The sequence below is a fragment of the Pseudomonas sp. Marseille-QA0332 genome (genome assembly GCF_054950175.1).
The window spans coordinates 255889-270728 of the sequence record NZ_CM143106.1 but is presented as its reverse complement, the minus strand read 5'-3'; the positions used below and the strand labels follow the sequence as shown (position 1 = coordinate 270728).

The window sequence follows — 14840 nt, the reverse complement described above, 5'->3', positions numbered from 1 at the left end:
GCAAAAGCCTCGGTCAGCGTCAGCCGACAAGGCTTTCGTAGCCGGTGAGAAAGTGTGGGCCGATGTAACGCTGCGGAAGCGAGAATTCCTCGGGGTATTCGACCTCGACCAGATACAGGCCGTAGGGATGCGCCGTCACGCCGCCTTCACGACGATTGCGCCCTTCCAGCACTTGGCGCGCCCAGCCAGGCGGACGCTCGCCGGCGCCGATGGTCATCAGCACGCCAGCAATGTTGCGTACCATATGGTGCAGGAACGCCGTGGCGCGCACGTCCAGCACGATCATCCGCCCATGGCGAGTCACCCGCAGATGATGGATATGCTTGACCGGCGACTTGGCCTGGCACTGGCTGGCGCGGAAAGCGCTGAAGTCGTGGGTGCCGAGCAGCAAGCCGGCCGCCTCGGCCATCGGTGCGATGTCCAGCGGCCGATGGTTCCAGGTCACCTCTTCGCCCAGGTGCGCGGGGCGGATCGGGTCGTTGTAGATCACATAGCGGTAGCGCCTGGCGACAGCCTTGAAGCGGGCGTGGAAATGCCCGGGCATGGCCCGCGCCCAGGTGACGCTGATGTCATGGGGCAGGTTGAAGTTGGTGCCCATCGTCCAGGCGCGCTCGTCACGAACCGCGCGCGTATCGAAGTGCACGACCTGACCGCAGGCATGCACGCCAGCGTCGGTACGCCCGGCACAGACCACGCTCACCGGGGCGTCGGCCACCCGCGACAGCGCCTGCTCCAGGGCCTGCTGGACGCTGGGCACGCCACTGGCCTGGCGTTGCCAGCCACGATAGCGGGCACCCTTGTATTCCACGCCCAGCGCGATGCGAAAATGACCTTCGGCCGCCGCTTCGGCCGCGTCGTTGTCGATGATGTCCAAGAAAGCCAGCCCTGTCGGTTGTACGAAAGGCGGGCATTATAGCGATATCGAGACAGGGCCGGGCCAATACCCGGCCGCCGCCAGGCGGCCTCAGGCCAGGCGCGAAAGCATGTCCTCGGCTTCCTGGCGCTGCCCGGCGTCGCCGTCCTTGACCACTTCGTCGAGGATGTCGCGGGCGCCCTGCTGGTCGCCCATGTCGATATAGGCGCGGGCCAGGTCGAGCTTGGTGGTGACTTCGTCGGCGTCGGAGAAGAAGTCGAAGTCCAGGTCATCGACCGGCTCGGGCTCCGGCTCCGGCTCCGCTGCCTGCGGCGTCGAGGCGTCGGCCATCTGCGGCTCCAGCGAAGGTGACTCCAGGTCCTGCGACAGCTTGTCCAGTTCGGCGTTGACGTCATCGAGCTCCGAGGCGAAGTCACGCCCGGCCGGTGAGTCGTCCTCCAACGCCAGCGACAGGTCGAAGTCCTCGGACAGGTCCGGCTGGTCGCTCGCATCGGCAGGTGGCGTCGCGGGCTTCGGGCTGGCCGGCGTCTGCGCCGCCTGCGTGGCGGCGGGTTCGCCCTGCTCCTGCGCGGCGCCGACGTCCAGATCGAATTCGTCCCCGCCCGCCTGGGCCTGAGCCTGGGCCAGCATCGCCTCGAAATCGGCATCGGCATCGTTCTGCTCAGCCGCTGACGGCGCCGCCAAGGGGTCGAGCAACGGCGGCTCGGCCTGCTCGACCACGGGCAGTTCCGCGTCCAGGCGCAAGTCGGCGACCGCGCCCAGTGCGTCATCCGGAATCGTTTCGATATCGTCCGCGGCCTGGTCGAACGCGGACGCAGGCTCGGACGAGGCAGTGCGCACCGCAGGATCTTCGAGCAGCTCCTGCACATAGTGCTGGTCCATTTCGGCAGCCAGGGCGGCGGCCCCCAGTCCTGCGGCAGCGGCTGCGAGCATGGCCGGATAGCGTTGGCGCAGGCCATCGACCTGCGCCCGGTTCTGCTCGGTACCTGGCAGTTGGCGTTCCTGGGAGACGAAACCGTACTGGTCCCCCTGGCGGGCGTAGACCTCCATGAGCTTCAGCCGCAGGTCGCTGCGCTCGGGATAGGTCGCGACACCTGACTCCAGCAACTCGGCGGCGTCGTTCAGCCGGCCCGCGGCCAGTTTCAGCTCGGCCTCGGCCAGCACCCGCTCAGGACCTTCCCGGCCTGCCGCCGGGGCCTCGGCCACAGGCTGCGCCTGGAGTCTTTCCGCCGCCACGGCGGCGGCTGCCGAAGCGGCAACCGCGGCAGGCGACAGGGTGGTGGTGTCCAGTTCGTCGAAACTGCCTGGTGGCATGTCGAAATCGGGATCTTCGTCCTGTTCGGCCAGCGCGCGGGCCATCTGCCGGTGCTTCTCGGCTTCCTGCTCGGCCTTGCGCTTGCGCAACAGGATCAGTAGCAGGATGAGCAGCACGAGCAACAGCGAACCGGCGATCAAGGCCAGCAGCAGCGGGTTGCCGAACAGCTGGTCGAGCGCGCTCTTTTGCGCACCGACCGGTGCGGCCGAGGTATCCTGCGCCGCTTCGGGGCGCGTGTCGGTGGCCGCCGGGGACGGATCGAGCACCGGCTCGCCAGCCAGCGGCGCCTGAATCGCCGGGCCGCTGCCGGGTGGCGTCTCGGCCACTGGGTCATCGCCCAGCGCGCTGCTGGCGGGCTGGGTGCCGGCCACTGGCCCGGTCGCTGGATCGGCGGGTACGGCGGTCGCCGGCTGCTCCGCTGCGCCTTGCGCCTGGAGACGCGCCAACTGGTCGTTCTTGAGCTCGATCAGCCGCTGCAGCTTGTCCAGCTGGCTTTGCAGGTCGGCCAGGCGGCTCCTGAGCTCCTCGTTGTCACGACGACTGGTATCGAGACTTTCCTGGGCGACCGCCAGCTGATCGGCAAGTGCCTTGGCATCGCCCGCGGCGGGTTGCGAGCTGGGGGACACCAGGCGCAGGTTGTCCGGCCGAGCCACCTGCGCTGGCGCCGCATCGGCGGCGACTCGCCGGGTGGCGTCGAGCTGGCGCGCGCGCGGGCCGAGTCGTCGCCCCTCGCGCCAGGCCGCATACTGCTCGGCCACTTCCCGCACCGCTTCGCCCTGGGGAATGCTGCGAATCTGCTGCGCATCGGGCAGACGCAAGACTTGCCCGACCTTGAGCCGATTGATGTTGTTGCCAATGAAGGCATCCGGGTTGAGCGCCTGGATGGCCAGCATGGTCTGTTGCACCGATCCGCCCTGACTGTTGCGTGCGGCGATCTGCCAGAGCGTGTCGCGTCGCTGGCTGGTGTAGGTGGCAGCACCGCTCACCGCCGGCTCGATGCCTGCCTGGGACTGGCGAGCGCCGGCCTGCGCCCGGTCGAGCGACAGGCTGTAGTCACGCAACAGCCGCCCCTGAGGCCACATGACCTGGACCAGGAACTTGACTTGCGTCTCGGGCAGCGGTGCGCTGGAGGTCACCCGCAGCACGCTGCGGCCATCCGGCACGATCACCGGGGTGAAGGACAGGTCTTCCAGGTAGGTCGGCATGGGCAGGCCGGCACGCAGGTACTCCTCGGGGGGCGCGAGGCTGGGGGCCAGCTCGGCCGCGCTCAGGTCACGCACGTCGAGCAGTTCGATCTCTGCGTCGAGCGGTTCGCCCTGTGCCGACCTGAGCGTCAGCTCGCCCAACCCGAGTGCATTCGCCATACCGGACGAAAGAGCCGTGGCGGCAGCGATGGCCAGAACCAGTGTGCGAATTCGAAGCATGTCCCCTTCCCTATCAGTGGTGCGTCCCGGCAAGCCCTTGCGAAAACAGGACAACAGTGCTGGCGAGTATCTTTTACGCCCGGTCTTTTATCAACAATTGCGCCACCTGGACGGCGTTGAGCGCCGCGCCCTTGCGCACGTTGTCGACAGTCAGCCAGAAATTGAGCTGCTCGACCTCGTCGATCCCGTGGCGTACACGACCAACATAGACCACGTCCTGCCCGACTGCGTCGCCAACCGGGGTCGGGTAGTCGCCTGCCGCTACCAATTCGACGCCCTCGGCCGTCTCCAGAGCCGCATTGACAGCCGCGAGGTCGACAGGGCGACGGCTCTGCACGGTGACGCTGTAGCTATCCCCGAAGAACACCGGGACCTGGATGCAAGTGGCGGAAACCTTCAACGCAGGCATTTGCAGCACGGCTCGCAACTCGTCGACCAGACGCCGCTCAAGACGACCGTGGCCGCGCTCGTCGTCCGGACCGACCTGGGCCAGCAGGTTGAACGCCACCTGGCGATCGAATAGACGCGGCTCCAGCGGGCGGACATTGAGCAGTTCCGCGGTCTGGCGTGCCAGCTCGCTGACGCCCTCGCGTCCATGTGCCGAAACCGCCAGGCAGGCGGTCACCTGCACTCGCTCGATGTCCAGCAGCTCGCGCAACGGCCCCAGCGCCACGGCCAGGCTCACGGCCGCGGCGCTGGGGCTGGCGAGTTGCGCGGGCATGGCCAGGCCCTCGGCTTGCTGGCCGTTGGCCTCTGGCACGATCGCCCGCGCCTGGTCGAGACCGCCCGAGAGGTCGATCACCGAACAACCGGCGGCCTGGGCCTTGTCGGCCAGACTGCGGCTCACTGCGGGGCTTGCGGCGAAGAAGGCCAGTGCGGCCTTGGCGAAGTCGAAACCATCGGCATCCCGTACCCGCAGGTTGCGCCCACGGAACGCGACCGAGCTGCCAGCCGATTCGCTGCTGGCCAGCAGGTGCAGGTCGCCGACCGGAAAGTCCACTTCCTCGAGAATCTGCACCAGGGTTTCTCCCACGGTGCCGGTGGCGCCGATCACGGCGATATCGATAGGTGCTTGCATGATGAAGCCTCGGGCGGGAAACGGGAGCGGCACTTTACTCGGATTGCCCGCGCGAGGCCAACGGGGGGGTTGGAAAGGGCTGCTCGGTTGTCGGACACCTGCGCAATTCATCGGTGGTGGACCGGTCTTGAGCCTGCTCCAGGTGTTGTCGCCTGTCGGGTCCGGAGGGCGCTGCGCGCCCTGCAAACCCACCGATGAACGGTGCAGGATCGGCCGCAGTGCCCCGATAGGGGACTAACGGCCTGCGGATCCGACGGTGCCTCCAGATCACATGGCCAGCCAATGAAAAGCCCGCGACTGCGAGCAGGCGCGGGCTTCCAATGGCTCAGGCACCGCGCCTGTTGCTGCTCAGCGCTCCAGCAGGATGCGCAGCATGCGCCGCAGCGGCTCGGCCGCGCCCCATAGCAACTGGTCGCCAACGGTGAAGGCCCCCAGGTACTGCGAGCCCATGTTCAGCTTGCGCAGACGGCCCACCGGGATGTTCAGCGTGCCGGTGACCTTGGTCGGACTCAGCTCCTGCATGCTGAGCTCGCGCTGGTTGGGCACCAGTTTCACCCACGGGTTGTGCTGGCTGATCAGGCCCTCGATGTCGGCCATCGGCACATCCTTGTTCAGCTTGATGGTCAGCGCCTGGCTGTGGCAGCGCATGGCGCCGATGCGCACGCAGATGCCGTCGACCGGGATCGGGCTCTTGAAGCGGCCGAGGATCTTGTTGGTCTCGGCCTGGGCCTTCCATTCTTCGCGGCTCTGGCCGTTGGGCAGCTCCTTGTCGATCCAGGGGATCAGACTGCCGGCCAGCGGCACACCGAAGTTCTCCACCGGGAATGCCTCGCCACGCATGCTTTCGGCGACCTTGCGATCGATGTCGAGGATAGCGCTGGCCGGGTTGGCCAGGTCATCGGCCACCGCCGCGTGGGTAGCGCCCATTTGCCGGATCAGCTCGCGCATGTTCTGCGCGCCGGCGCCGGAGGCCGCCTGGTAGGTCATGGCGCTCATCCATTCGACCAGACCGGCTTCGAACAGCCCCCCCAGCCCCATCAGCATCAGGCTGACGGTGCAGTTGCCGCCGATGTAGTTACGGGTACCGGCATCGAGCTGCTGGTCGATCACCTTGCGGTTGACCGGATCGAGCACGATGACCGCGTCGTCCTGCATGCGCAGGCTGGAAGCGGCGTCGATCCAGTAGCCCTGCCAGCCGGCCTCGCGCAGCTTGGGGAAGACTTCGCTGGTGTAGTCGCCACCCTGGCAGGTCAGGATCACATCGAGGGTCTTGAGCTCTTCGATGCTGTAGGCATCCTTCAGCGGGGCAATGTCCTTGCCCACGGCAGGGCCTTGGCCACCGACGTTGGAAGTGGTGAAGAACACCGGCTCGATCAGGTCGAAGTCCTGCTCTTCCAGCATCCGCTGCATGAGCACGGAACCGACCATGCCGCGCCAACCGATCAGACCTACACGTTTCATCGCAACTACACCTTCGCTAAAAGTGGGCCGCTGCCAGGTGAATGTACGGCAGCGGGCCAGAGAGATTACAGATTCCGCAGGGCCGCGACTACTGCGTCGCCCATTTCCTGCGTGCCGACCTTGCGGCAGCCGGCCGACCAGATGTCGCCGGTGCGCAGGCCCTGGTCGAGCACCAGGCTGACGGCCTGCTCGATGGCGTCGGCGGCAGCCTGCCGGTTGAAGCTGTAGCGCAGCATCATCGACACCGAGAGAATGGTCGCCAGCGGGTTGGCGATCCCCTGTCCGGCGATGTCCGGCGCCGAGCCGTGGCACGGTTCGTACATGCCCTTGTTGTCGGCATCCAGCGACGCCGAAGGCAGCATGCCGATCGAACCGGTCAGCATGGAAGCCTCGTCGGACAGGATGTCGCCGAACATGTTGTCGGTGACCACCACGTCGAACTGCTTGGGCGCGCGCACCAGCTGCATGGCGGCGTTGTCGACGTACATGTGGCTGAGCTCGACGTCCGGGTAGTCCTTGGCCACCTCCTGCACCACTTCGCGCCACAGCTGGCTGGACGCCAGGACGTTGGCCTTGTCCACCGAGCAGAGCTTCTTGCCGCGCACACGGGCCATGTCGAAGCCAACCCGGGCGATGCGGCGGATCTCGCTCTCGCTGTAGGGCAAGGTATCGTACGCCTGGCGCTCGCCGCCGGCCAGCTCGCGAGTCCCGCGAGGTGCGCCGAAATAGATGCCGCCGGTCAGCTCGCGGACGATGAGGATGTCCAGGCCAGCGACGATCTCAGGCTTGAGCGAGGAGGCATCGGCCAGCTGCGGGTAGAGGATTGCCGGGCGCAGGTTGGCGAACAGACCCAGTTGCGAGCGGATCTTCAGCAGGCCGCGCTCGGGACGGATATCGCGCTCGATGGTGTCCCACTTGGGACCACCGACGGCGCCCAGCAGCACGGCGTCGGCCTGGCGCGCGCGCGCCAAGGTCTCGTCGGCCAGCGGCACCCCATGCTTGTCGATGGCAGCGCCACCGATCACATCGTGGGTCAGACTGAAGCCCAGCTGGAACTTGTCGTTGGCCAGTTCCAGAACCTTGACGGCCTCGGCCATGATTTCCGGGCCGATGCCGTCACCTGGAAGAATCAGAATCTGCTTGCTCATGCTTTCCTCATATCCATTCAAGCGGCGCGCCAGGCAGGCGTGCCGATAATTTCCGAGCGGCGAGCCCAAGCGGCAAGCTGAACGTGGCGAAACAGACCTCGCCACCCCTGCGCCGTCGCTTGCAGCTCGCCACTTGAAGCGTGTGGTCTAGCGCTCGGCCCACAGCACCAGCACATCGGTGCTGAACGAGCCGTCGGCTTCGATCTGGTAATACTGCCGCACTTCTTCGCCCATGGCCTCCTGCAATTGGCGAACGGCCACACGCAGGGGCTCGGGGGTGCGCATGCGCTCGACCCAAGACTCGAATTCGAGTCGCAGGCGCTGACGACCATGGCTGCGCACGAACAGGCCCGCCTCGCTGACCTGACGCAGCCACTGGGCAGCGGAATAATCGCGCACATGGCTGGTATCGCGCAGCACCTCGACGGCTTGCAGGTAGGTGTCGAGCAGCGGGCTGCCCGGGGACATGACATCGATGAACGCCGCCACGCCACCTGGCTTGAGGACCCGGCGCACTTCGCGCAAGGCCAGGCCCAGGTCGCTCCAGTGGTGCGCCGAATAGCGGCTGAAGACGAAATCGAAGCTCGCATCGTCGAACGGCAAGCGCTCGGCCGCGCCGCATTCGGTGACTATGTTGCCAAGCCCACGCTGTACCGCAGCCGCGGCGACCACTTCGAGCATCGAACGCGACAGGTCATAGGCCACCACTTCGCGAACCAGCGGCGCGACCTGGAAACTGACATGACCGGCGCCACAGCCCAAGTCCAGCACACGAGCCGACTCCCGCCCCGTCAGTTCAGCCTGCAGTAGAGCGAATTCGCTGCCCTGGGCATGCACGGCGCTGGCCAGGTAGGCACTGGCCTGCTCGCCGAACTGGCGCTGAACGACGTCGCTATGGCTGGAACTCTTCATAGGGCCTCCAATGGGTGGTGAGTAGCAAGCGGCAAGCTGATGGCGGTGGTCCTGCATGCAGCGGCTGATTCGAAAATCTTGGCAGCAGGCACAGGCGACACCGTCAGCTTGCGGCTTGCGGCTTGCCGCTCGCGGGCTAGGAGCGGAACAGCCAGGGCTGGCTGGCGCGGTGTTTCTGTTCGAAGGCCCGGATCGCATCGCTGTCCTGCAAGGTCAGGCCGATATCGTCCAGTCCGTTGAGCAGGCAGTGCTTGCGGAAGGCATCGATCTCGAAGCGCAGTACCTTGCCGTCCGGACGGGTCACCGCCTGGGCCTGCAGGTCGATGGTCAGCTGGTAGCCCGGATTGGCTTCGACCTGTTCGAACAGTTCGTCGATTTCCTCATCCGGCAGGATGATGGGCAGCAGGCCGTTCTTGAAGCTGTTGTTGAAGAAGATGTCGGCGAAGCTCGGCGCGATGATGCTGCGGAAGCCGTACTCGTCCAGCGCCCAGGGCGCATGCTCGCGGCTCGAGCCGCAACCGAAGTTTTCCCGGGCCAGCAACACGCTGGCACCCTGGTAACGCGCATGGTTGAGCACGAAATCCTGGTTGAGCGGGCGCTTGCTGTTGTCTTGGTAGGGCTGGCCCACGTCCAGGTAGCGCCACTCATCGAACAGGTTCGGGCCGAAGCCGGTGCGCTTGATCGACTTGAGGAACTGCTTGGGGATGATCTGGTCGGTGTCGACGTTGGCGCGATCGAGTGGCGCGACCAGGCCGGTGTGCTGGGTAAAGGCTTTCATGCTGCGCTCCCTTGAATCAACTCGCGGACATCGATGAAGTGGCCGGCCACCGCGGCGGCGGCGGCCATGGCTGGACTGACCAGATGGGTACGCCCACCGGCGCCCTGGCGACCTTCGAAGTTGCGGTTGGAGGTGGAGGCGCAATGCTCGCCGCTTTCCAGACGGTCCGGGTTCATCGCCAGGCACATCGAGCAACCGGGCTCGCGCCATTCGAAACCGGCCTCGAGGAAGATCTTGTCCAGCCCTTCGCGCTCGGCCTGCTCCTTGACCAGGCCCGAGCCCGGTACCACGATCGCCTGCTTGACACTGGCAGCGACCTTGCGGCCCTTGGCGATCTCGGCGGCCGCGCGCAGGTCTTCGATCCGCGAGTTGGTGCATGAACCGATGAACACGCGATCGAGACGGATATCGGTGATCGCCTGGTTGGCCGACAGGCCCATGTACTTCAGGGCGCGCTCGATCGAGCCACGCTTGACCAGATCTGGCTCGGCGGCCGGGTCGGGGACGCGCTGGTCGACGGCCAAGACCATCTCCGGCGAGGTTCCCCAGCTGACCTGCGGCTTGATCTGTTCGGCGCGCAGCTCGACCACGGTGTCGAACACCGCGTCGTCGTCGGAAACCAGCTCTTTCCAGGCTTCGACTGCCTGCTCCCACTGCTCGCCGTTGGGCGCGTACGGGCGGCCCTTGACGTAGTCGACGGTCACTTGGTCGGTCGCCACCAGGCCGACGCGCGCACCGGCTTCGATGGACATGTTGCAGATGGTCATGCGGCCTTCCATCGACAGGGCGCGAATGGCGCTGCCGGCGAATTCCATGGCATGGCCGTTGCCACCGGCGGTGCCGATCTTGCCGATCACCGCCAGGACGATGTCCTTGGCCGTCACGCCTTGCGCCAGCTCGCCCTCGACCTTGACCAGCATGTTCTTCATCTTCTTGGCCACCAGGCACTGGGTCGCCAGGACATGCTCGACCTCGGAAGTGCCGATACCATGGGCAAGAGCACCGAAGGCGCCATGGGTGGAGGTGTGCGAGTCGCCACAGACCACGGTCATGCCCGGCAGGGTGGCGCCCTGCTCCGGACTGATCACATGCACGATGCCCTGACGCACGTCGTTCATCTTGAACTCGACGATGCCGTACTCGTCGCAGTTCTCGTCGAGGGTCTGGACCTGCAGGCGCGACACCTGGTCGGCGATCGCCTCGATGCCGCCCTTGCGCTCGGGGGTGGTGGGCACGTTGTGATCGGGCGTGGCGATGTTCGCATCGATGCGCCATGGCTTGCGGTTGGCCAGACGCAGGCCTTCGAACGCCTGGGGCGAGGTCACTTCGTGGATGATGTGACGATCGATGTAGATCAGCGAGGAACCGTCGTCCCGCTGCTTGACTACATGCGCGTCCCAGAGTTTGTCGTAAAGCGTTCTGCCGGCCATCGGACTGTTCCTCATCAGCGTCTTTCTATGCCAAAGACCACTTGGCTTGTACGGCGGATGCTATGGGGTTAGATTGAATAACTCAAATTCATAATTTTCATGCTTTGGATAACAATCAGGAATCTGAACAGTGGACCTGGCCAACCTCAGCGCTTTCATCGCCATCGCCGAAACCGGCAGCTTCTCGGGCGCTGGCGAACGTCTGTACCTGACCCAGCCGGCGATCAGCAAGCGCATCGCCAGCCTGGAGCAACAGTTGGCAGTACGTCTGTTCGACCGCCTCGGGCGCGAGGTGACCTTGACCGAGGCCGGACGCGCCCTGCTCCCGCGTGCCTACCAGATCCTCAACGTGCTGGACGACACACGTCGGGCCCTGACCAACCTGAACGGCGAAGTCAGCGGCCGCCTGACCCTGGCCACCAGCCATCACATCGGCCTGCATCGCCTGCCGCCAGTGCTGCGCGCCTTCACTCGGCAGTATCCAGCCGTGGCCCTGGACATTCAGTTTCTCGATTCGGAGGCCGCCTATGACGAGGTCCTCCACGGTCGCGCGGAGATCGCGGTGATCACCCTGGCGCCGGAACCACATGCTCTGGTCAAGGCCACGCCGGTCTGGAACGACCCGCTGGACTTCGTCGCCGCGCCGGAACATCCCCTGGCCAGCAACCAACAGGTCAGCCTGGCAGACGTGGCCCAACATCCGGCGGTATTTCCAGGCGGCAATACGTTCACTCACCATATCGTCCAGCGTCTTTTCGAAAGCCAGGGGCTCACGCCCAACATCGCCATGAGCACCAACTACCTGGAGACGATCAAGATGATGGTGTCGATCGGCCTGGCCTGGAGCGTGCTGCCCCGCACCATGCTCGACGAACAGGTGGCGTCCATCGCCTTGCCGGACATACAGCTGTCGCGCCAGCTAGGCTACATTCTGCATACGGAGCGAACACTTTCGAACGCGGCCAAGGCCTTCATGGCGCTGCTCGACAGCCAGGCGCCGGCTGGCTGAGCCACCGACAGCCTGGCATTCCCTATTCTACAAGGACGCTTCATCCGCCAAAGGTCTGGTAACCGATGCCCAAACCCGCAAACCGCCCCCCGCGCATGCCGCGGATTCCCGCGTCCGACCCCCAGGCATCGGAACAGGCCTGGCAGAACGCGCCGCAACTGCTGGCCGCGCTCAACGGGGCGCAGCTGGGGGCCTGGCTGTGGGACATCGAGAGCGGCCTGATCAGCTGGTCGCGCGGCACCCAGGCACTGTTCGGCTTCGATCCGCAACAGCCGCTGCGGCGCGACCTCGAGTACCTGGACCTGTTGCCGGAAGAGGATCGCGCCCGCACCCGCCTGGCCTTCCAGGCGGTAGTCGCTGGCGAACCGGTCAAGCATGCCATGCGTCATCGCATTCGCTGGCCGGACGGCAGCCTGCACTGGCTGGAAGTGCGCGGCAGCCTGACCCACGACGCGCAGGGCCGCGCGCAGATGATCGGCGTGGTCCGCGAGATCACCCGCCAGCGCGAACGCGAAGCGGCCTTGGCCAATTCGGAAAAGCGCCTGGCCACGCTGTTCCATCTCAGCCCCAACGTCATCCTGCTGACCCGCCGGCACGACGGCATGATCTTCGAAGTCAATCGCTATTTCGAACAAAGCCTGGGCTGGTCGGCCACCGAGGCCATCGGCAGGACCACCGTGGCGCTGGGCCTGTGGGTCGATCCGGCGCAACGCAGCCATATCGTCGAAGCGACCCGACAGAACAGCGGGCCGCTGACCCTTGAAGTTCGCTTTCGCGCCCGCGGTGGCAAGGTCCATGACGGTATCCTCTGCACGCAGGGCATCGAAATGGAGGGCGTCACCTACCTGCTGAGCACCTTCGTCGATACCAGCGAGCGCAAGCGCGCCGAGCAGGCACTCAAGGACAGCCAGGAACGCCTGGACCTGGCCCTGGATTCAGCCCAGCTCGGGACCTGGGACTGGCACATACCTAGCGGCATGTTCTACGGCTCGGCGCGCGCGGCCCAGTTGCACGGCCTGCAGCCGCTTGCGTTCCACGAGTCCTTCGACGCGTTCTTCGAGGAAGTGCCGGCGCACGACCGCGAGGCCATCCGCCAAGCCTACGGCAACCTGCGCGAAGGCCCTGCCGGCAACGGCCAGATCACTTACCGCGTACAGCTGGAGAACGGCAATTCGCGCTACATCGAGAGCCGCGCCCGCCTCTACCGTGACGAACACGGCCAGCCCTTGCGCATGGCCGGGACCTTGCTCGACATCACCGAGCAGGTGCAGCGCGAACAGCGCCTGAGCGCCTCGGAAGAAAAATTCGCCAGCCTGTTCCAGGTCAGCCCCGATCCGATCTGCGTCACTCGCCAGAACACCGGGCAGTTCATCGAGGTCAATCCGGCTTTCACCCAGACCTTCGGCTGGAGCGTGGAACAGGTCATCGGCCGCACCGCGCAGCAGCTGGGGCTATGGGCCGAACCGGCCGAGCGTGCTCGACGCATCGAGCAGGTGATTCGCGACCAGGCCCTGAGCAATGTCGCCGTAGGGGTCAACACCCGCACCGGCACGCCATTGACCTGCGTAATTTCCAGCCGGCTGATCAGTGTCGACGGCCAGTCCTGCAGCGTCACCACGCTGCGCGACATCACCCAGCAGCAACGCGCCGAAGCCGCGCTCAAGGCCAGCGAGGAAAAGTTCGCCAAGGCGTTCCACTCCAGCCCCGATGCGATCACCATCAGCGAGCGCGACAGCGGGCGCTACCTCGAGGTCAACGACGGCTTCTGCCGGCTGACCGGCTATACCACCGAGCAAGTGCTCGGACGCAGCGTCCACGAAGTGGGCATCTGGGCCGATGACAAGCAGAGGGCTGCCTTGCTCGACGAACTGGCCCAACGGGGTCGAGTCCATCACCGGGAAATGCTCGGTCGCAACAAGGAAGGCGAACTGTTGGCCGTCGAGGTCTCCGTCGAACCGATCAAGCTCAACGAGACCGATTGCCTGCTGATGACGGCCCGCGATGTCAGCCTGCTGAAGAACGCCCAGGCCCAGATCCGTCACCTGGCCTACCACGACCCGCTGACCAACCTGCCCAACCGCGCCTTGCTGATGGAGCGCCTGAGCCAGCAGATCACCCTGCTCAAGCAGCATCATCTGCGCGGTGCGTTGCTGTTTCTCGACCTGGATCACTTCAAGCACATCAACGACTCGCTTGGCCACCCGGTCGGCGATACGGTACTCAAGATCATCACGGCGCGCCTGGAAGCCAGTGTCCGTTTCGAGGACACCGTCGCGCGCCTGGGTGGCGATGAGTTCGTGGTGCTGCTCAGCGACCTGCCAGGCAGCCGCGAAACGGTCGAGTGCCAGGTGTACGAACTGGCCGACACACTGCGCAACCTGCTGGCCCAGCCCATGTTCATCGACGGCCAGCGCCTGCAGGTGACGCCCAGCATCGGCGTGGCGCTGATTCCCGACCATGGCAACACGCCCGCCGACCTGCTCAAGCGAGCGGACATCGCCCTGTACCGGGCCAAGGACTCCGGACGCAACACCACCGAGTTGTTCCATGCCACCATGCAGAAGGCGGCCAGCGAACGCCTGCGCCTGGAAAACGACTTGCGCCTGGCCCTGGCACGTGGCGAACTGGCGCTGCACTTTCAACCCCAGGTCGATGCACGCGACAACCGTATCGTTGGCGCCGAGGTGCTGCTGCGCTGGTACCATCCGCAGCTTGGCCAGCAGTCTCCGGCGCAATTCATCCAGGTCCTGGAAGAAAGCGGCCTGATCCTCGAGGTCGGCAGCTGGATCCTCGACCAGGCCTGCCAAGCCTGCGCAGGCATGCTGGCCGACGGCCTGATCGATGTCCGCTCGTTCAGCCTGTGCGTCAACATCAGCCCGCGGCAGTTCCGCCAGAACGATTTCGTCGAGCGGGTATTGCGCAGCCTCGACGAGTTCCGCCTGCCCCGCGGCATGCTCAAGCTGGAAATCACCGAAGGCATCGTCATCCAGAACCTCGACGACACCATTGCCAAGATGCACGAGCTCAGGCGGCATGGCGTGAGCTTCGCCATGGACGACTTCGGTACCGGCTATTCCTCGCTGACCTACCTCAAGCGCCTGCCGGTCAATGCCCTGAAGATCGACCAGTCCTTCGTGCGCGACGCTCCCGAGGACCCCAACGATGCCGAGATCGTCCGAGCCATCGTCGCCATGGCGCGCAGCCTGGAGCTGATGGTGATCGCCGAAGGCGTCGAGCTGACCGAACAGCTGGAGTTTCTCGAACGACTCGGCTGCCACCTGTACCAAGGCTACCTGTACAGCCGGCCGCTGCCATTGGCGCAATTCCGCCAGTTGCTGACACAGCCTTCGTTCGATGACTGAAGCGCACGAACGGAAAGGGCGCCCTGGGGCGCCCTTCCGGGTTGCTGCT

General features: G+C 65.7%; 10 protein-coding genes. 2 read left to right on the top strand and 8 right to left on the bottom strand.

The genetic code is table 11. From position 1 onward, the window contains the following. Positions 1-19: 19 nt before the first annotated feature. The 8 genes from truA to leuC form a co-directional block, all read right to left on the bottom strand. Complete coding sequence (gene truA / locus ACY8GK_RS01230) at positions 20-874, bottom strand: tRNA pseudouridine(38-40) synthase TruA (RefSeq protein WP_196176742.1); 855 nt, start codon at positions 872-874, stop codon at positions 20-22. 90 nt (positions 875-964) lie between these two features. Next, positions 965-3613: a FimV/HubP family polar landmark protein gene (locus ACY8GK_RS01225; protein WP_462402063.1), complete on the bottom strand. Its 2649-nt coding sequence runs from the start codon at positions 3611-3613 to the stop codon at positions 965-967. A 73-nt stretch (positions 3614-3686) separates the two neighbouring features. Beyond that, positions 3687-4691, bottom strand: coding sequence for an aspartate-semialdehyde dehydrogenase (locus ACY8GK_RS01220; RefSeq protein WP_196176746.1), 1005 nt, complete (start codon positions 4689-4691; stop codon positions 3687-3689). Positions 4692-5039: 348 nt separating this feature from the next. After that, entirely contained in the window at positions 5040-6152 is a 1113-nt protein-coding gene (gene asd, locus ACY8GK_RS01215; protein WP_462402062.1) for an aspartate-semialdehyde dehydrogenase, read from the bottom strand. 65 nt (positions 6153-6217) lie between these two features. Then, entirely contained in the window at positions 6218-7300 is a 1083-nt protein-coding gene (gene leuB / locus ACY8GK_RS01210) for a 3-isopropylmalate dehydrogenase (RefSeq protein WP_196176750.1), read from the bottom strand. Between the two features lie 147 nt (positions 7301-7447). Further along, positions 7448-8212 (bottom strand): class I SAM-dependent methyltransferase, encoded by a 765-nt coding sequence (locus tag ACY8GK_RS01205; protein WP_196176752.1) that lies wholly within the window; start codon positions 8210-8212, stop codon positions 7448-7450. A 136-nt stretch (positions 8213-8348) separates the two neighbouring features. Next, positions 8349-8990, bottom strand: coding sequence for a 3-isopropylmalate dehydratase small subunit (gene leuD / locus ACY8GK_RS01200; protein WP_196176754.1), 642 nt, complete (start codon positions 8988-8990; stop codon positions 8349-8351). Then, the gene (gene leuC, locus ACY8GK_RS01195; RefSeq protein ID WP_196176756.1) at positions 8987-10420 is read right to left on the bottom strand and encodes a 3-isopropylmalate dehydratase large subunit; all 1434 of its coding nucleotides are present in this window, start codon (positions 10418-10420) and stop codon (positions 8987-8989) included. Before leuC ends, leuD begins: the two co-directional genes overlap by 4 nt. Before the next feature lie 130 nt (positions 10421-10550). Here leuC and ACY8GK_RS01190 point away from each other — a divergent pair, with 130 nt between their 5' ends. Together ACY8GK_RS01190 and ACY8GK_RS01185 are read left to right on the top strand one after the other, a co-directional pair. After that, positions 10551-11429, top strand: a complete 879-nt coding sequence (locus ACY8GK_RS01190; protein ID WP_196176758.1) for a LysR family transcriptional regulator — start codon at positions 10551-10553, stop codon at positions 11427-11429. A gap of 65 nt (positions 11430-11494) precedes the next feature. After that, positions 11495-14791: a PAS domain S-box protein gene (locus tag ACY8GK_RS01185; RefSeq protein ID WP_462402061.1), complete on the top strand. Its 3297-nt coding sequence runs from the start codon at positions 11495-11497 to the stop codon at positions 14789-14791. The last annotated feature ends 49 nt before the right edge of the window (positions 14792-14840 follow it).

Coding starts and splice junctions, on each gene's coding strand:
- leuD (WP_196176754.1), bottom strand. CDS start 8,990: ATGAAAGCCTTTACCCAGCACACCGGCCTGGTCGCGCCACTCGATCGC.
- ACY8GK_RS01225 (WP_462402063.1), bottom strand. CDS start 3,613: ATGCTTCGAATTCGCACACTGGTTCTGGCCATCGCTGCCGCCACGGCT.
- ACY8GK_RS01185 (WP_462402061.1), top strand. CDS start 11,495: ATGCCCAAACCCGCAAACCGCCCCCCGCGCATGCCGCGGATTCCCGCG.
- ACY8GK_RS01205 (WP_196176752.1), bottom strand. CDS start 8,212: ATGAAGAGTTCCAGCCATAGCGACGTCGTTCAGCGCCAGTTCGGCGAG.
- ACY8GK_RS01220 (WP_196176746.1), bottom strand. CDS start 4,691: ATGCAAGCACCTATCGATATCGCCGTGATCGGCGCCACCGGCACCGTG.
- leuB (WP_196176750.1), bottom strand. CDS start 7,300: ATGAGCAAGCAGATTCTGATTCTTCCAGGTGACGGCATCGGCCCGGAA.
- asd (WP_462402062.1), bottom strand. CDS start 6,152: ATGAAACGTGTAGGTCTGATCGGTTGGCGCGGCATGGTCGGTTCCGTG.
- leuC (WP_196176756.1), bottom strand. CDS start 10,420: ATGGCCGGCAGAACGCTTTACGACAAACTCTGGGACGCGCATGTAGTC.